This window comes from Aeromonas sp. 25-248, assembly GCF_053005425.1.
This window is the reverse complement of the sequence record NZ_JBRKTB010000006.1, coordinates 123,471-139,967: the sequence shown is the minus strand read 5'-3', so window position 1 is coordinate 139,967 and position 16,497 is coordinate 123,471. Positions and strand designations below refer to the sequence as shown.

The 16,497-nt window shown below is 63.0% G+C and carries 15 protein-coding genes; 7 read left to right on the top strand and 8 right to left on the bottom strand.

Annotation, left to right across the window (positions count from 1 at the left end; all coding sequences use genetic code 11):
• Positions 1-46: 46 nt before the first annotated feature.
• The gene (locus ACVDHI_RS11145; protein WP_447212088.1) at positions 47-2,074 is read right to left on the bottom strand and encodes a TonB-dependent receptor; all 2,028 of its coding nucleotides are present in this window, start codon (positions 2,072-2,074) and stop codon (positions 47-49) included.
• Positions 2,075-2,345: 271 nt separating this feature from the next.
• On the opposite strand from ACVDHI_RS11145, the gene ACVDHI_RS11140 reads away from it, so the two are divergent.
• Both ACVDHI_RS11140 and ACVDHI_RS11135 read left to right on the top strand, forming a co-directional pair.
• Positions 2,346-2,828, top strand: coding sequence for a GNAT family N-acetyltransferase (locus ACVDHI_RS11140; RefSeq protein ID WP_447212087.1), 483 nt, complete (start codon positions 2,346-2,348; stop codon positions 2,826-2,828).
• 470 nt (positions 2,829-3,298) lie between these two features.
• Positions 3,299-4,036, top strand: a complete 738-nt coding sequence (locus ACVDHI_RS11135; protein WP_447212086.1) for a class I SAM-dependent methyltransferase — start codon at positions 3,299-3,301, stop codon at positions 4,034-4,036.
• Positions 4,037-4,095: 59 nt separating this feature from the next.
• Here the strand turns inward: ACVDHI_RS11135 and ACVDHI_RS11130 are convergent, their stop codons facing one another.
• Entirely contained in the window at positions 4,096-5,154 is a 1,059-nt protein-coding gene (locus ACVDHI_RS11130) for a porin (RefSeq protein WP_029313567.1), read from the bottom strand.
• 218 nt (positions 5,155-5,372) lie between these two features.
• Between ACVDHI_RS11130 and glpX the strand changes: the two genes are divergently transcribed.
• A complete protein-coding gene (glpX, locus tag ACVDHI_RS11125; RefSeq protein WP_039040467.1) occupies positions 5,373-6,383 on the top strand; it encodes a class II fructose-bisphosphatase in 1,011 nt (336 codons plus the stop codon).
• Positions 6,384-6,524: 141 nt separating this feature from the next.
• A complete protein-coding gene (locus ACVDHI_RS11120; protein ID WP_010675884.1) occupies positions 6,525-6,776 on the top strand; it encodes a YkgJ family cysteine cluster protein in 252 nt (83 codons plus the stop codon).
• A 168-nt stretch (positions 6,777-6,944) separates the two neighbouring features.
• Here ACVDHI_RS11120 and ACVDHI_RS11115 read toward each other — a convergent pair whose 3' ends face one another.
• From ACVDHI_RS11115 to hemC, 4 genes are read right to left on the bottom strand one after another with little or no spacing between them, the layout of a single operon-like run.
• Positions 6,945-8,108, bottom strand: coding sequence for a heme biosynthesis HemY N-terminal domain-containing protein (locus ACVDHI_RS11115; RefSeq protein ID WP_045523022.1), 1,164 nt, complete (start codon positions 8,106-8,108; stop codon positions 6,945-6,947).
• Positions 8,109-8,118: 10 nt separating this feature from the next.
• Positions 8,119-9,195 (bottom strand): uroporphyrinogen-III C-methyltransferase, encoded by a 1,077-nt coding sequence (locus tag ACVDHI_RS11110; protein ID WP_447212085.1) that lies wholly within the window; start codon positions 9,193-9,195, stop codon positions 8,119-8,121.
• The gene (locus tag ACVDHI_RS11105) at positions 9,192-9,926 is read right to left on the bottom strand and encodes a uroporphyrinogen-III synthase (protein WP_039039810.1); all 735 of its coding nucleotides are present in this window, start codon (positions 9,924-9,926) and stop codon (positions 9,192-9,194) included. Before ACVDHI_RS11105 ends, ACVDHI_RS11110 begins: the two co-directional genes overlap by 4 nt.
• Positions 9,927-9,972: 46 nt before the next feature.
• Positions 9,973-10,902 carry a hydroxymethylbilane synthase gene (gene hemC / locus ACVDHI_RS11100; RefSeq protein WP_042865387.1) on the bottom strand — a complete coding sequence of 310 codons (930 nt, stop codon included), beginning with the start codon at positions 10,900-10,902 and terminating at the stop codon, positions 9,973-9,975.
• A gap of 322 nt (positions 10,903-11,224) precedes the next feature.
• Here hemC and ACVDHI_RS11095 point away from each other — a divergent pair, with 322 nt between their 5' ends.
• Positions 11,225-13,744, top strand: coding sequence for a class I adenylate cyclase (locus ACVDHI_RS11095; protein ID WP_042879398.1), 2,520 nt, complete (start codon positions 11,225-11,227; stop codon positions 13,742-13,744).
• 187 nt (positions 13,745-13,931) lie between these two features.
• Here ACVDHI_RS11095 and ACVDHI_RS11090 read toward each other — a convergent pair whose 3' ends face one another.
• Both ACVDHI_RS11090 and cyaY read right to left on the bottom strand, forming a co-directional pair.
• On the bottom strand, positions 13,932-14,585 hold the full coding sequence (locus ACVDHI_RS11090; RefSeq protein ID WP_323943442.1) for an alpha/beta hydrolase: 654 nt from the start codon (positions 14,583-14,585) through the stop codon (positions 13,932-13,934).
• The gene (gene cyaY / locus ACVDHI_RS11085; RefSeq protein WP_010672698.1) at positions 14,582-14,896 is read right to left on the bottom strand and encodes an iron donor protein CyaY; all 315 of its coding nucleotides are present in this window, start codon (positions 14,894-14,896) and stop codon (positions 14,582-14,584) included. Before cyaY ends, ACVDHI_RS11090 begins: the two co-directional genes overlap by 4 nt.
• Positions 14,897-14,969: 73 nt before the next feature.
• Between cyaY and lptM the strand changes: the two genes are divergently transcribed.
• Positions 14,970-15,170 carry an LPS translocon maturation chaperone LptM gene (lptM, locus tag ACVDHI_RS11080; RefSeq protein WP_010672699.1) on the top strand — a complete coding sequence of 67 codons (201 nt, stop codon included), beginning with the start codon at positions 14,970-14,972 and terminating at the stop codon, positions 15,168-15,170.
• Positions 15,171-15,190: 20 nt separating this feature from the next.
• The gene (gene lysA / locus ACVDHI_RS11075; RefSeq protein WP_039039806.1) at positions 15,191-16,441 is read left to right on the top strand and encodes a diaminopimelate decarboxylase; all 1,251 of its coding nucleotides are present in this window, start codon (positions 15,191-15,193) and stop codon (positions 16,439-16,441) included.
• Positions 16,442-16,497 lie beyond the last annotated feature (56 nt).

The window sequence follows — 16,497 nt, the reverse complement described above, 5'->3', positions numbered from 1 at the left end:
ATCTGGCCAGCGAACGCTGGCCAGAGGGGTCGGTAAACAGGGAGGATCAGAAGCGGTAGGCGGCGGTCAGGTGCAGCTGACGGGGCGTGCCCGGCATGATCTGGGCCGCGCTGGTGGCGCTGACGAAGTAGTCGTGATCGGTCAGGTTCTCCACGCTCAGCTGGGCTTCCCACTGGGGCCAGCGGTAGCCGGCACGGGCGTCGAAGCGGGCGTAACCGGGCAAGGTGGTGGTGTTGGCGTTGTCGGCGAAGCGATCCCCCACCGCCGTCATCCCGGTCTCGCCGAACCAGCCCTGCTTGCCGCTCTGGTAGCCGGCGAACAGCTGGCCGTTCTGGCGGGAGACGTTCATCGGCCGCTTGCCTTGCAGGTCCGCGTCTGCCTTGACCTGCTCGGCATCCTGGATGGCGACGCCGCCGCGCAGATAGATCTCGTCGGTCAGCTGGGCACGGGCGCTCAGCTCGATGCCGTCGGTGCGCTGCAGACCGGTGAGGATCACCCGGGTGGGATCCAGCGGATCCTTGCTGCGTTTGTTGTACATCTCCAGCCGGTAGAGAGAGAAGGTGGTGGCGAGGCGGCCGTTCAGCCAGTCGCTCTTCACGCCCCCTTCATAGAGCCGGGTGTGCTGGGGATCCAGGTTGTTGTTCTTGTCCCCCGGGGTGATGCCGATAAGCTCACCGCCCACCGGGGTGAAGGTCTTGCTGTAGGAGGTGTAGAAGGCATGCTCCTCGATGGGGTTCCACACCAGGCCCAGGCGCGGACTCAGGCTGGTGACCGAGAGGGTCTCTTCCTTGTCGAGGTCGTTGCGGCGGCTGGTGACGGTGAAGTCGTCGCGGCGCAGGCCTGCCAGCAGGTGCCAGTCGCCCAGGCTGAGCTGATCCTGCACATAGAGGCCGACACCGCGCACCCTGTGATGGGCGTCGCTGGAGAGTTTCATGGCGCCGTCGTAGGTGGGCAGGGAGCCCGGATCATAGAGGTTGCCTGCCGGGATCGGGTTGGCGTTCTGGTAGAGCTTGGGGGTGCGATCCTGCCAGCCCTGCTCCAGACCCACCAGCAGACGATGGGCGATGGGGCCGGTTTGCAGCTGGCCTTCCGCCTCGGTGTTGCTGGTGAGGCTGCTGGCCTTGAGATCCTGCTGCCAGCGGGCGCGGGTCACCTTGTCACCCTTGACGCTGGTGACATAGGTATTGTCGAACTGGCTGTCGAGGGTGGTGTAGCCGAGCTGCTGGCGCAGTTGCCACTGATCGTTGATGTCCCAGGTGAAGCGGGAGCGGGTGGACTGGGCCACATCGTCGATGAAGTCGCGGCGTGTGTCGCTGTAGACGCTCTCGATGGGGACATCCGCCGGGCGACCATCGACGCCGGGAATGCCGCGATCCGGGGTGCGATCGTGCTCGTTGCGCTCGTATTGCACCAGCCAGTTCAGGGTGTCGGTGATCTCCCAGTTGACGGAGGGAGCCAGCAGGGTGCGCTTGCTGGTCACGTCGTCGCGAAAGCTCTCCTTGTCCTCCTGGGCCAGGTTCAGGCGCACCTGTACCCGCTCTCCTGCCTCGCCGTTGAGATCGGCGGCGAAGCTGCCGACCTGGGCGCTGACGCTGGAGGCCTGCCCCTTCTGGGGAACCTTGCTGACCCGGTTGACGATGCCGCCCGTGCTGCCACGGCCGTAGAGCACGGCGGCGGGGCCCTTGAGCACTTCGACCCGTTCGATGTTGCCAAGGTCGCGGGTGTATTGCATGTCGTCGCGCAGGCCGTCGAGGTAGAAGTCGTTGCTGGCGCTGAAACCGCGGATGGTGACGCCGTCAAAGCGGGTGTCGCCGCTGGCGTTGACGCCGGGGATGCCGGTCAGGGCTTCACTCAGGGTGGGCTGGCCGAAGGCGGTCAGCTCGCTTGCCTTGACGCTCTCGATGCTCTGGGGCACCAGCTTGGCCGGGGTGGCGGTGCGGGTCGCGGTGGCGACCTCTTCATGTTGGCTGCGTTTGCCGACCACGGTCAGGGTTTCGTCTTCGGCACGGGGGCTGGTGCAAACCGCCAGCAAGGCGACGCCCAGCAAGGCGCGCGGGGAGTTGGAATGGTTCATCTGGGTGTGACTCTTTGTCGACCAATCGGCCTGAACTTGTTGATTTAATTGTAATTATTGATTTCTCTCATCGCGAGAGGTTGCTAATGATATTGATTTTCATTTGCCTTGCAAGGAGAAGATGCAAGAAAAAGAGATCATTGGCGGCAGGCACTGAGGGGGCTGGAACCTCGGGGAAAAGGCCGGGGGAACCTTGGTTCGGTTCGGAGGGGACGCTACCATGGTGGCCTCGCGCCTTGGCGCACCATCCGGAACACACAGGGAGAGAAACATGGTCGAGATCATCAGGGCGGATCTGCACAACCCTCGCCACGGCGAGGCGCTGATCGCGATGCTGGACGAATACGCCAGGGACGAGATGGGGGGCGGCAGTGCACTGGCGGACGAGGTGAAGGCGAATCTGGCCGAAGCACTGGCCGCGCGACCCGGTGCTCATGTGCTGCTGGCCTGGGTCGATGGGGAGCCCGCTGGCGTTGCCACCTGCTTCGAGGTTTTTTCGACCTTCGCCTGTCAGCCGCTGCTCAATATCCACGACGTGGCGGTGCACCCTGCCCATCGCGGCCAGGGCATCGGCAAGCGGCTGTTGGCGGAGGCGGAGCGGCTCGCCCGGGAACTCGGTTGCTGCAAGCTGACCCTGGAGGTGCTGGAGGGGAACAAGGTGGCGCAGGCTGCCTATCGCGCCAGCGGCTTTGCGGGTTATGAGCTCGATCCCGAGGTGGGCCGTGCCCTGTTCTGGCAGAAGAAGCTGGGGTGAGAGGGTCGGCAAACATGATCTGCCGGGCTTGCCTCTGAGACTCCTGTCCCCTAGAGTGGCACCAGATTTTTCAATGTGTTGATGGAACCGGCCCGGCCGGGTGAGTGACATGACCCTTTATGCTTCGGATCAGCGAGTGACCCGAATGAACTCCGTACAGATGCGCACGATGAAGCATTGTCCGGAGCCGGTGGAGGCCCAGACCTCCCATCCATTCATCGTGCAGTGACGACCGGATCTCGCTACCTCGCGGGAGCCGTGACCTTGCCGCACGACTGAACCAAGGCCATAGACGTTGCCTCGTCTATGGCCTTTTTTGTTGTCCCGCAGCCAGGCTGCGGGTGCGAGACAGAGCAGAGGCCCGCCCGGGTCTCTGCTTTTTTTATGGTCTGTCATGACCGACGGGTATGCTTGGCAAGGGCCGGGTCGTCGGCCAGAGAGGCTGACCATCTTCAAGAGGAAACAGTGCAATGTCACAAAATATCTATGACGAACCAGGGTTTTTTGAGGGCTATGCCCAACTGCCACGCTCCCTCCACGGGCTGGCGGGGGCGCCGGAGTGGCCGGCGCTGCACGCCATGCTGCCGGATCTTACCGGCAAGCGGGTGCTGGATCTGGGCTGCGGTTATGGCTGGTTCTGCCGGGCAGCCAGAGATCTCGGGGCTGCCGATGTGGTCGGTATCGATCTCTCCGCGAAGATGCTGGCCCGTGCCGCCGAGCTGACCCGGGATGAGGCCATCCGCTATCGGCAGGGGGATCTGGACGGTCTTGCGCTGTCCGATGAGCCTTTCGATCTCATCTACAGTTCCTTGGCGCTGCACTACCTGCCCGAGGTGGCGCCGCTGTTTGCGGAGATCCACCGTGCGCTGGTGGCTGGCGGCAGCCTGGTGTTCTCGGTGGAGCACCCCATCTTCACCTGCCCGCAGCCGCAGGGCTGGCTGGTGGATGCAGAGGGACGCCGCTCCTGGCCCATCAACGGCTATCAGGCGGAGGGCAAGCGGGTCAGCAACTGGCTGGCGGAGGGGGTAGTCAAGTATCACCGCACCCTGGGCACCTACCTCAATGCCCTTGTCGCCGCCGGGTTCCAGATCCGCCGCGTGGAGGAGTGGGGGCCGACGGCGGCGCAGATTGCGGCCAACCCGGCCCTGGCGGAGGAGGCGGAGCGCCCCATGCTGTTGCTGGTGTCGGCGTACAAATCCCTGGCCTGACGCAATAAAAAACGGCGCGCAGAGTGCTCTGCGCGCCGTGTCGTCAGGTGGTTGCCGACTTAGAAGTCGTAGCGGGCCGCCAGCTGGAAGTCATCCTTGGTGTTGAGCTTGCCGCTGTCATGGCTGTCGAGGTTGTTGATGCGGTACTCGCCGATGACGCGCAGGTTCTTGTTGAACTTGTACTGGGCACCCAGGGTGTAGTAGTCGATGGAGTCGTAGTCAGACTTGCCAGCCTGCTCCACCTTCTGCTTGTTCCACAGGGCCATCAGGCCGAAGCCGCTCTCGAAGTTGTAACCCAGCGCTCCTTCCCAGCCGGTGTGATCCTTGCCGGTGGCCAGGAAGTCGCTGCCGTCGGCATAGCTCAGGGCGGCGTAGAGGGCCTTGTTGTCGTACTTGGCGGAGAGCAGCCACAGCTTGGCATCCTCTTCACCGCTCTTGTCGCGGATGCCCACGTTGTAGGCGGTCCCCAGGGAGAGGTTGAACGGGAAGGTGTAGGCCACGGCGGCACCGTAGGCGGCATCGCTGTCCTTGCTGGAGGTCTCTTCGGTGTCACCGCCATCGAACTTGTAGCTGGTATCTACCTGGAAACCGTTGAACAGGCCGGAGTACTTCAGCACGGAGCCGGCGCGGTTGGTGGCGAAGGTGTCGGTCTTGGCGCCCAGTGCCTCGTTGCCGTAACCATCGGAGAGGGAGACATCAGTCCAGTCCGCCAGGAAGCCAGGAGCCCCCTTCTGGCGACCGAAGGTGACGGTTCCCCAGTTGGCGCCGACACCGGCGAACGCCAGACGGGTACGCAGGTTGTCGGAGTTCTCGCTGACGGTCTTCTCGCTGTCGTTGATGTACATCTGCAGTTCGTACTGGGCCAGCGCCTTGAGACCCGGGTTGATCTCGCTCTCTACCTTGGCGCCCAGACGGACAAACTGGTTGGCCCCCTGCTTGTCGCTGTATTCGTTTTTGATGTCACCGTTGGCGTCCAGCTCTTTCTTCTCGCCGAAGAACTGGCCGGCGTAGATGCGGCCGTAGAGGTCGAGCAGGGTGCTCTCGTTTTTGTACACTTCAACGGCTTGAGCCTGGAAGGCGGCGGTAAGAGCCAATGCTACTACTGTCAGCTTTTTCATCATGATCCCTTGTGTTGCAAGCTTTTGTTTTAAAAGACGGGGCCATGCTAGAAGTGACAGATGACAGTCGGGTGACCGTGCAATGAACAAACCGTGTCGGTTCCATGTCAGCGGGATGAAAACCGGGATTTATGTGGCTGGTCGCCACTTTTACGCGCAAAGGTTTGCCCTTGTGGTAGAATGCCGCCCGTTTTCGAGCTCCTAAGGTTGGATATGCGATGAGACGTGAACTGGCAATCGAATTTTCCCGAGTGACGGAAGCGGCTGCACTGGCTGGCTACAAGTGGCTCGGACGTGGTGACAAGAATATCGCCGATGGCGCGGCCGTGGCGGCCATGCGTCACATCCTCAATCAGATCCAGATCGATGGCGAGATTGTGATCGGCGAAGGGGAGATCGACGAAGCCCCCATGCTCTACATCGGCGAGAAGGTGGGCACGGGCCAGGGCGACGCCGTGGACATCGCGGTCGACCCCATCGAGGGGACCCGCATGACTGCCATGGGTCAGGCCAATGCTCTGGCCGTGCTGGCGGTGGGCGACAAGGGATCCTTCCTCAAGGCCCCCGACATGTACATGGAAAAGCTGATCGTGGGCCCCAAGGCGAGAGGCGCCATCGATCTCGATCAGGCCCTGGAGCTGAACCTCAAGGCCGTGGCCAAGGCGCTCGGCAAGCCCCTCTCCCGTCTGACCGTCATCACCCTGGCCAAGCCGCGTCATGACAAGGCGATCAAGGAGATGCAGGGTCTGGGAGTGCGGGTGTTCGCCATTCCCGACGGCGACGTGGCCGCTTCCATCCTCACCTGTCTGCCGGACAGCGAAGTGGACATGCTCTACGGCATCGGTGGCGCGCCGGAAGGGGTGATCTCCGCCGCGGTGATCCGCGCCCTGGACGGCGACATGCAGGCTCGCCTGATCCCCCGCCACCAGGTCAAGGGTGACAGCCCCGAGGTTCGTGCCCTGGGTGAACAGGAGATCGCGCGCTGCGAGGAGCTGGGCATCGACGTGAGCAAGGTGCTCAAGCTCGAAGATCTGGCCAAGAATGACAACGTCATCTTCTCGGCCACCGGCATCACCAAGGGTGATCTGCTGGAAGGGATCACCAGCGACGGCGTCATGGCGACCACCGAGACCCTGCTGATCCGCGGTAAATCGCGCACCATCCGTCGTATCAAGTCGATCCACTTCCTGGATCGCAAGGACAGCGTGGTACGCGACATCATCCTGTGATGTGCTGACTCCCGCAGCAAAAAGCCCGGCACTGCCGGGCTTTTTGCGCTCTGCAGGGCGCCAGGGTGCCCGGGCAGGGATAAGGCTTAGGAGAAACCGGACTCCTTGCTACACTGCGGTGCCCCACAGAGGAAAAATCACATGGAATGTCGTCAGGGATGCGGTGCCTGCTGCATCGCCCCCAGCATCAGCAGTGCCATTCCCGGCATGCCGGACGGCAAGCCCGCCGGTGTGCCCTGTGTGCAGCTCGATGCGCACCTGGGGTGCAAGATCTTCGGCCAGCCGGAGCGCCCGGCGGTGTGCGGCGGCTTTCGCCCCATGGCGGACGTGTGCGGCTCCCATCGCCAGGAGGCCATCTGGCTTATCGGCGAGCTGGAGCGGCTGACCGCCTGAGCCCTTGACCCTTTCCCTCGGGGAAAGGGTGTCTGCTTGTCCTCCTCATCCCCGCCCCCTTCTCCCGCAAGGGGAGAAGAGAGCCACCATTCGGAACAATGGCAATAAACAATCCCAATAAAAAGAGGCCGCAATTGCGGCCTCTTTTTATTTCGCGACGAACGGGCGTCAGATGTCGGCCAGCTGCAATGCCTGGCGGTAGTACTCGTTGGCCTTGTTGGTCAGGCGGCGCTTGTCCATCACCTGGCCGAGGGCGTGGTAGAGGGCGGCATCCGGCGCCTTCGCCACTTCCTGCTCCAGCAGCCGCTGGGCGTCGTCCAGCTGACCGGCCAGCAGGCAGACCCGGGCCAGCGCCGCTTCGGCGCCCGGTTGATCCTGGATCTTTCTGAGCAGGGTCAGCATGGGCTGGTAGTCGTCCAGTTTGAGCTTGGGCAGACGGGCGAACAGCTCGGGGGAGGGATCCTTGCGCAGGGCCTCCAGCCAGAGATCGGCGGCTTCGGCATCGGCCCCCAATCGGCGCAGGCGATCCCCGTAACTGGCCAGCAGCACGGGATCCTGGCGCTGTTTGCGGGGCAGACCCTGCCAGACCGTGCGCAGGGTGTCGAGGGAGCCGCTGGCGGCCTCCAGACGACCGCACCACGCCTGGTGCAGCAGGGTCTCTTCCTGCTGGGCGGTCAGCTTGCCCACCTTGCGCAGGGCAGGGGCGAGATCGATGAGGGCCGCCCAGTCTTCACGGGCCAGATACACCTGACGCAGCTGATCCAGCACCATGGGGTGGCGCGGGTTGAGGGCATAGATGGACTCGAGGCGACCGAGGGCGCTGTCGTACTGGCCCTGCTCAATCTGCAACTGGGTCTGGATCAGGGTCAGTGCCAGCTCTGCCTTGGGGTTCTCTTCCTGAGCTTTCTGCAGGTAGTGATCCCGGCGCACGTCATCGCCCCGGGCCTGGGCCACCCGGGCGGCGCTCAGGTAGTTGAGCAGCGGGGTGTCGCTATTGTCTGCGCCCTTGATGAGAAGCTTCTCGGCCTGGTTGTAGTGCCCCTCTGCCATGGCCAGGGTGGCATTGACGGTTTGCAGGTTGGCCTTGCGTCGGCGGCGGGAACCGAACCAGCCCTGGGTCTTGCGACGCAGGCCGAACAGGCGGGCCAGCACCCATTCCACAATGAGCAGGGCGCCATAGAACAGCACCGCCAGGATCACCGCGCTGGTGACCGAGGATTCCACCGTGTAGTTGCCCAGCGAGATGAGCACATAGCCCTTGTTGCCGGAGGCTTCGGGCCCGAAGATGAGGCCCGCCACCATCACGGCGACTATGACGATCAGACGAATCATGGTCTCCTCCTCAGTTGCCGGCCAGGATGCGTTGCAGGCGTTCGGTCAGCACCTGTTCCAGCATGGTCTGGGTCTTGAACTGATCCGGGTAGTCAAACTGGATCTGCTCGCCTTTGAGCTTGTCGAGCTCGGACTGCATGTACTGGGTGGCGCTGTTGTCGGCATCGAAATACTGGGTCAGCCAGCGCTGGGCCTTCTCCAGGCTGTCGACATAGAGGGACTGCTGTTCACGATAGACGGCGAGCTGGGCCTGCAGCAGCTTGGTCTTGAGGTTCTCCCGCAGGAAGATCTCCTGCTGCGGGGAGAGCAGGGCTTCCACGGCGCCATCGTGGCGACGAATGGTGATGAAGTTTTCGGTGAACTTGACCCAGTTCTTCTTCAGGTTGCTCTGCCACTCGTCCGGGTTGGTGCTGACGGTCTGGTCGGGCTCGCTCTTGGCTTCCGGCATGCTGACGGTGGAGAGGGGCAGCAGCTCGATCTGGTCCGAGAGGGCGGCCAGCTTCAGGGTCAACCCCTCGCGATCGACCCGTGGCATCCCCTTGAGCTTGGCGATGTCTTCCGCCAGCGCCTTGCGAATGGGCATCAGGCTGGGGTCGTTGAGCGCCTTGATGCGCTCGTCGGCGTTGCCGAGCAATGTGATGGCGGAGACGATGTCGTGTTCGAGCCACAGCTTGCGGCCCGCCATGCGCACCAGGTATTCGGATTCGGCCAGCATCCAGTCATTGGGGCGCTTGTCGTCCAGATCCAGCACCTTGGTCTGCAAGGCGTCCAGCGCCTCCTGCAACTGCTGCTGGCTCTTGCCGAGGGCACCGATCTGTTCGGCATCCTTGCTGCTGCCCTGATCAATCCTGGTCATGGCGTCGGCCAGTTGCTGCTTGAGGGCTACCAGTTCGGCCTGCTGGGCAACGGCGTTCTGGTGTCCGTGCACATAGAGACCACCGGCCAGCCCCAGGGCCAGCAGGATGGCGATGCCGCCAAGCACGGTGCCAGAGCTGCCCTTCTTGCTCCCTGTTGTTCCGGGAGCGGGCTTGTTGTTGTCGGCCACGGTGGCCGCGGCACTCGGCTGGACTTCTTGCTGTTCAGTCATTCCATCTTCCTCAGTTCCAGGGCGGCCACCAGAGCCTGGTTGGATGCACCTTGGGCAATCACGATACGGGTAAAACCAGCCCCTTCTGCCATCTCGGCCACCCGGGGACTGGGCACCACCAGCAGGCGGTCATAAAGCCAGGGGTGCTGCGGGCCGGGCACCAGGGCCAGCAACCGCTGCAACAATTCGCCACTGGTGATGAGCAGGCTGTCGAGCCCGGCTGCCTGCCAGTGGCGGGTCAATGCGTCCCCGTCAAGATCGGGGTAGTGGCGCTCATAGGTGGCACAATAGTGCACCAGTGCGCCCCGTGAGGCCAGCGTCCGGGCGATGAGATCCCGCCCGTCGTTGCCGCGCAGGATCAGCACCCGGCGGCCACTCACCCCTTGCAGCGCCGGCAGGGCCAGCAGCCCTTCACTGCGGGGATCGGCCGGGCACAGGGCCTGGATGCCCGCCTCGGCGAAGGCATCCGCACTCGCCTGGCCGACTGCAAAGTAATCAATATGTGGCCAGGTCTGACCAGTTTGCAACAGAAAATGATGTGCAAAATGAACGGCATGCATGCTGACGGCGATAACGAGGTCCGCCTCCCGCAGCATGTCACCCAGGTGAGGGAGGTCGCATCCCGGCCGGGTTTCCAGCAACGGACAGCAGAGCGGTGCATGACCCAACTGGTGCAGCATCTGCACCAGCTGGTTGGCCTGGGCGGCCGGGCGCACCACCAGGGGGACCATCAGGCGGCGCTCCAGGCAGATGACCGTGAACCTGGCTGTGCTGCACTCATGCCCGGTAGACCTCGGCCAGGATAACGTCGGCGCCGGCGGCCAGCAGGCGCTGGGCCAGGGTGTGGCCCAGCGCCTCGCCCTCTGCCAGGGGGCCGCGGATCTCATCGCGAATGACGTGGCTGCCATCCGGGCTGCCCACCAGGCCGCGCAGCCATACCTCTTCTCCCTGTACCAGGGCATAGGCCCCGATGGGCACCTGACAGCCACCTTGCAGGGCGCGGTTCATGGCGCGCTCGGTCAGCACCCGGATGCGGGTCTCGGGGTGTTCGAGCGGCGCCAGCAGGGCGTGCAGCTCAACATCATCCAGGCGGCATTCGATGCCGACCGCCCCCTGGCCGTTGGCGGGCAGGCTCTGCTCGGGCTCGATGAAGGCGGCGATGCGATGGGCCATCTCCAGTCGTTTCAGGCCGGCGGCGGCCAGGATGATGGCGTCATATTCACCGGCATCCAGCTTGGCGAGGCGGGTGTTGACGTTGCCCCGCAGGTCGCGGATCACGAGATCAGGGCGGGCAGCGCGCAGCTGGCACTGACGGCGCAGGCTGGAGGTACCGACCACGGCCCCTTGAGGCAGCTCGTCTATCTGGTTGAAATGGTTGGAAACAAAGGCATCACGCGGGTCTTCGCGCTCACAGATGGTGTGCAGGCCGAGCCCATCGGGGAACTCCACCGGTACGTCTTTCATGGAGTGGACAGCGATGTCGGCACGCCCTTCCAGCATGGCAGTCTCCAGCTCCTTGACGAACAACCCCTTGCCGCCGACCTTGGCGAGGGGGGTGTCGAGGATCTTGTCACCCTGGGTGCTCATGGGCACCAGTTCGACCTGCAGATCCGGATGGAGTGCCTCCAGCCGATCTTTCACAAAATTGGCCTGCCACAGGGCCAGTGGGCTCTTTCGAGTGGCAATTTTCAGGGTTCGGGCTGCCATATCAATCAGTTGTTTCATCTTTTGAGAGGAAAACGATCTTACCACCCTTTGCAGGGGCTTTCATGGCGCAGCCCGCAAAAGCGGGGCCAAGCTCAAAAACGGGGGCTGAAAATTATTTTCATTCAGCCAATAATTGATTTTAAGTTATTGAAAGTAAGCAACTTTATTGCTTTCCTCTGATACCGTTACGAACGGGGTCAGAAATAATCCGGTGATTGTGTGCGGGCTTGTTTACCACTGCTGTTTGCATTGTTAACATGATCACACTTTTTTGACGTCTCCCCGTTTTGGTGCGTCATTTCTCTTCCCCATAGGTAGGGCATTGCTGGTTAAACTCGACACGCTGGTGGCGCGCTACGACGAACTCAATCGTCTCAAGACGCAACGAGCGCTGGATCTCATGAGTCGCTACGGGCAGCAGGTTTTCCACTTGCTGCCTGTCATGCTGCACTTCAATCACCCCCTGTTGCCCGGTTATGTGGCAGGGGATGTGCCTCATGGTATCTGGAGTTTTGTCGCCAACGAGGCCCAGCAGGCCTTCATCCAGGATCTCTGCCAGAACGCCAACTGCCAGGGCGGTCTCAGTACCCACGACAAGTCCATCCAGGGCCTCTACTCCATGGGGAGCACCTCCTCCATCGGTCAGTGCTGCCACTCGGATCTCGACATCTGGGTCTGCCACGTGGCCGGTCTGTCGAGCGAGCGCCTCGCCCTGCTGGAACAGAAGTGCCAGCACCTCTCCATGTGGGCCGAGCAGCGGGGGGTCGATCTCAACTTCTTCCTGATCCCCGAAGACAAGTTCCGTCAGCGCAACGATGCCCAGATGCAGGGGGAGAGCTGCGGCAGCGCCCAGCACCTGCTGCTGCTCGACGAGTTCTACCGCAGCGCCATGCACATCGCCGGCAAGCGGCTGCTCTGGTATCTGGTGCCTGCCGAATATGACGATCACTACGACGACTACGTCAACGGCCTGTTTGCCCACGGCAAGTTGAGCCAGGATGACTGGCTCGATCTGGGGGGCTTTGATCGCATTCCTGCCGAGGAGTATTTCGGCTCCGCCCTGTGGCAGCTCTACAAGGGAATCGACTCCCCCTACAAGGCGGTGCTCAAGTCGGTGCTGATGGAGGCCTACTCCCACGAGTATCCCAACACCCGGCTGCTGTCGGTGACCAGTCGCGACTGGTTCCAGCACAACGAGGGGATGCACTACCGCCTCGACAACTACTGCCTGATGCTGGACAAGGTGACCAACTACCTGAAGTCCATCGGCGACATGCAGCGCCTCGATCTGGTGCGTCGCTGCTTCTATCTGAAGGTGTGCGACGGGCTGAGCCATCCCAAGGAAGATCACTCCCCGGACTGGCGCCGGGAGCAGATGGCCCAGCTGGTAGCCTACTGGGGCTGGAGTCCGGAGCGCCTTTACCACCTTGATCACCGCCAGGAGTGGAAGGTCGAGGACGTCAAGGTGGCCTACGCCGAGTTGCTGGAGGCTCTGATGCAGAGCTACCGCAATCTCATCCAGTTCGCCCGGCGCAACAACATCAGCGAGTCCATCAACCCGGAAGACATCGGCATCCTGTCGCGCAAGCTCTATGCCGCATTCGAGAGCCTGCCGGGCAAGGTGCAGCGCATCAACCTCAAGATTGCGCCGGATCTCGGCGAGCCGGATCTCAGCCTGGTACAGGTACCCCACGGCCGCCTGAATCGCGCCGGCTGGTATCTCTACAAGCATTCCCTCGAACCCGCCGACATCATTGGCCGGGCGCCGCTCGAATATAACGGCTACATCAGCAAGCTGGTTGCCTGGGCCTATTTCAACGGCCTGCTGACGCCCCAGTCCCGGGTGCACCTGTTCAACCAGGGCTCGGATCTGCACATCGACAACCTGCATCAGTTCTGTCGCGATCTCTCCGGCACCTTCCCGGTCAAGTATCCCCGCGCGACCAACCTGGCCCTGAGCCGGCCGTGCGAGATCCGCCAGCTCTCCATCTTCCTGAACCTGGAGACGGACCCGTCCAGCCACTGGGTGGGGCAGGTGATCGAGTTCGATGCCAACGCCGCCGATGTCTTCTCGTTCGGTCGCAACCAGGAGTGTCTGGTGGGATCCGTGGATCTCGTCTATCGCAACTCCTGGAGCGAGATCCGCACCCTGCACTTCGAGGGAGAGGAAGCCGTGGTGGACGCCCTCACCACCATCCTCGGCAAGATGCACCAGGACGCCGCGGCCCCCGAGATGATCGAGGTGTTCTGCTACAGCCAGCACTTCCGCTCCCTGGTGCGCACCCGCTTCCAGCAGCTTGTGGCTGAATGCATCGAGTTGCGCCTGGCCCGGGACAAGCAGCAGCTGGTCAAGACGCTGGCGCTCGGTAAGGAGAAGTACGGCATCTTCTTCGAGCGGCGCGGGGTGTCGGTCAAGAAGCTGGAAAACGCCATCGACTTCTACCGCCACATCTCCCACAACAAGCTGGATCACCTGCCGCTGCGCCTCGACAAGACTCACAGCCAGCATCTGCCCGGCATCGTCGACGCCTACGCCAGCGAAGGGCTGGTGCAGTTCTTCTTCGATACCCGGGATGCAGGCACCAACATCTATATCCTGGACGAGGCGAACCGGGTGGAGATCTACCAGCACTTCGCCGGCAACAAGGACGAACTGGTACAGGGGGTGAATCGCTTCTACACCTCGGGTCACGAGCGATTCAGCAATGCGGGTCAGTTCAGCAACTTCAACCTGCCCCAGTACTACGAAATCGTGCAGGTGGGTGACAAACTCGATGTGATCCCCTACCGCAGCCAGAGCCCGCAGCGGGACACCCCAGGCGCGGCGCGGGAAGTAGGATGATGTGCTGATAACAGCACAGGCAAGATGGCAAACGGTCTGCATGATGCAGGCCGTTGTCCTATCCGTGGTGCGGGAATCTGGCGTGGAGGGGGCGCAGCCAGTGGGGGGATGCCGTCGAGCATCGCCGTCAGGGATGAAAGCAAACGGCCTGCTGATGCAGGCCGTTGTCTTACCCGTGATCCGACAATCAGGCGCCGAGGCGGGCCAGCAACCAGCTGCGAATGTCGCCCAGCTGGGGGCGGCAGATCTCGTGGCGCATGGGGTATTCGTGCCACTCGGGGCTGAGTCCCACCGCTTCCAGCCGGTTCTTGGCGTCCCAGCCCATGGAGAGGTTCACCACGTCGTCATAGATGCCGTGCATGTAGCAGATGGGCAGGGCGCGGGCCGCCTCGCTCATTTCGCCGGGCAGGGCATCGGGTACCGCCAGATAGGTGGACATGCAGAGCAGGCCTGCCAGTGGCACCGGATGGCGCAGGGCGGTGAAGGAGGCGATGACGCCCCCCTGGGAAAAGCCGGCCAGCACGATGCGCTCGGGGGCGAAACCCTCGGCCACCAACTGTTCGATCAGCGAAGCGATACGGGCCGCTGACTCCCTGACATGGGACTCCACGGCGCGATCCGCCGGATCCTCGAAGCTCTTGATGTCGTACCAGCCGCGCATCCGGTAGCCCATGTTGATGGTGATGGGGCGCTCGGGCGCATCCGGCAGCAGATGGCGGACGGGCAGGTTGGCGGGCAGGGCCAGCGCCTCCACCAGGGGGGCGAGGCCGGCGCCGGAGTCCCCCAGCCCGTGCAGCCAGATCACCGCATGGCGGGCACCTTCGGGATGCAGATCCGTCATGAGAAGACCACGGGCTCGCCGGCCTGGGTGGTGCAGGCCCGGGTCAGCAGGGCCTTGAGCTCGTCGCCGAAGCGGTTGTCGATCCAGCTGTCACCGCGCAGCTCGAAGTGGAAGCCGTTCTCCCGGGTGGCGACCCAGATCTGGTGCAGGGGCTCCTGCTTGTTGATGATGACCTTGGTCTTGTTCTCGAAGCTCAGGGTCAGCACCCCGCCGGCGCGTTCGCAGTCGATATCCGGATACCCCTCGTCGATGGTGTCTTCCACATACTGGAAAAAGGCGTCGGTCAGGGCGTGATACTCGTGATCCTTCATCGGTTTATCCTGTTGCTTTTAACAATGTGAGTGCGATTATAGAGGGCCAAAAATTTTTTCGCAGCGAACCATTATGATTACCCAGTTCACCAAGTGCCTGTTTGCCGCGTCGCTGTCGCTCGGGTTGGCCGCCTGTGGCCTGACGGGGCCGCTCTACATGCCGCCGGCCGAACAGCCCGCACCTGCAGAGCAGACACAGCCCAAGACAGAGAGTACACCGCAAGCCGCCTCGCCTGCGACCGCTACACCGGCCTCAGAGGCCGCGCCGCAATAATCTAGGAAGGAACCGCCCCCTTGGATCACTTTAACTACGACGCAGACGGTCAGCTTCAGGCCGAACAGCTTCCCCTGCAACAGCTTGCCGACCAGTACGGCACTCCGCTCTATGTCTACTCCCGCGCCACCCTGGAACGCCACTGGCATGCCTTCGACCAGGCGGCTGGCGACATTCCCCACCTGATCTGCTACGCGGTCAAGGCCAACTCCAACCTGGCCCTGCTCAATCTGCTGGCACGCCTCGGTTCGGGCTTTGACATCGTCTCCGGCGGCGAGCTGTCCCGGGTGCTGGCGGCGGGCGGTGATCCGGCCAAGGTAGTCTTCTCCGGCGTCGCCAAGAGCGAAGCCGAGATGCGCCTTGCGCTGGAAAAAGAGATCCTCTGCTTCAACCTGGAGTCCGAAGCCGAGCTGGAGCGCCTGAACCGGGTCGCAGGCAGCATGGGCAAGAAGGCGCGGGTCTCGGTGCGGGTCAACCCGGACATCGACGCAGGCACGCACCCTTATATCTCCACCGGCCTCAAGCAGAACAAGTTCGGCATCCCCATCGAACAGGCGCCCGCCATCTACCGCAAGGCAGCGGCCATGGCCCACATCGAGATCAAGGGGGTGGATTGCCATATCGGCTCGCAACTCACTGAATTGAATCCCTTTATGGAGGCGGCGGACAAGCTGCTCAAGCTCATCGACGAGCTGGCGGCGGAAGGCATCCACATCCATCACCTGGACGTGGGCGGCGGTCTGGGGGTCAACTACGGCGCTGAGCAGCCGCCGCACCCGACCGAGTATGCCGAGGCGCTCAAGCAGAAGCTGGCTGGCCGGGATCTGACCCTCTTGTTCGAACCGGGCCGCGCCATCGTCGCCAACGCCGGTGTGCTGTTGACCCGGGTCGAGTTCCTCAAGCCCGGCGAGACCCGCAACTTCGCCCTGATCGACGCCGGCATGAACGATCTGCTGCGCCCCTCCCTCTACGGCGCCTGGATGAACATCATCGAGGTGGACAGCCGCGCGACCCACGAGAAGGCACTCTATGACGTGGTGGGCCCGGTGTGCGAGACCGGCGACTTCCTCGGCAAGGAGCGTACCCTGGCGATTGCCGAGGGCTCCCTGCTGGCGGTGCGTTCCGCCGGCGCCTACGGCTTTACCATGTCCTCCAACTACAACACCCGACCCCGTGCGGCCGAGGTGCTGGTGGACGGTGACCAGGCGCACCTCATCCGTGAGCGGGAGCAGTTGGCGGATCTCTGGCGTGGCGAGCACCTGCTGCCGTGATGGATGGATTTTCAGCGTTCCTCCATGTGAGAGCGTGATTAACGGTGAGACAGGAA

Bases quoted from the DNA above. Each gene is read 5' to 3' on its own strand.
- ACVDHI_RS11145 (WP_447212088.1), bottom strand. From the start codon at position 2,074: ATGAACCATTCCAACTCCCCGCGCGCCTTGCTGGGCGTCGCCTTGCTG.
- ACVDHI_RS11140 (WP_447212087.1), top strand. From the start codon at position 2,346: ATGGTCGAGATCATCAGGGCGGATCTGCACAACCCTCGCCACGGCGAG.
- ACVDHI_RS11135 (WP_447212086.1), top strand. From the start codon at position 3,299: ATGTCACAAAATATCTATGACGAACCAGGGTTTTTTGAGGGCTATGCC.
- ACVDHI_RS11130 (WP_029313567.1), bottom strand. From the start codon at position 5,154: ATGAAAAAGCTGACAGTAGTAGCATTGGCTCTTACCGCCGCCTTCCAG.
- glpX (WP_039040467.1), top strand. From the start codon at position 5,373: ATGAGACGTGAACTGGCAATCGAATTTTCCCGAGTGACGGAAGCGGCT.
- ACVDHI_RS11120 (WP_010675884.1), top strand. From the start codon at position 6,525: ATGGAATGTCGTCAGGGATGCGGTGCCTGCTGCATCGCCCCCAGCATC.
- ACVDHI_RS11115 (WP_045523022.1), bottom strand. From the start codon at position 8,108: ATGATTCGTCTGATCGTCATAGTCGCCGTGATGGTGGCGGGCCTCATC.
- ACVDHI_RS11110 (WP_447212085.1), bottom strand. From the start codon at position 9,195: ATGACTGAACAGCAAGAAGTCCAGCCGAGTGCCGCGGCCACCGTGGCC.
- ACVDHI_RS11105 (WP_039039810.1), bottom strand. From the start codon at position 9,926: ATGGTCCCCCTGGTGGTGCGCCCGGCCGCCCAGGCCAACCAGCTGGTG.
- hemC (WP_042865387.1), bottom strand. From the start codon at position 10,902: ATGGCAGCCCGAACCCTGAAAATTGCCACTCGAAAGAGCCCACTGGCC.
- ACVDHI_RS11090 (WP_323943442.1), bottom strand. From the start codon at position 14,585: ATGACGGATCTGCATCCCGAAGGTGCCCGCCATGCGGTGATCTGGCTG.
- cyaY (WP_010672698.1), bottom strand. From the start codon at position 14,896: ATGAAGGATCACGAGTATCACGCCCTGACCGACGCCTTTTTCCAGTAT.
- lptM (WP_010672699.1), top strand. From the start codon at position 14,970: ATGATTACCCAGTTCACCAAGTGCCTGTTTGCCGCGTCGCTGTCGCTC.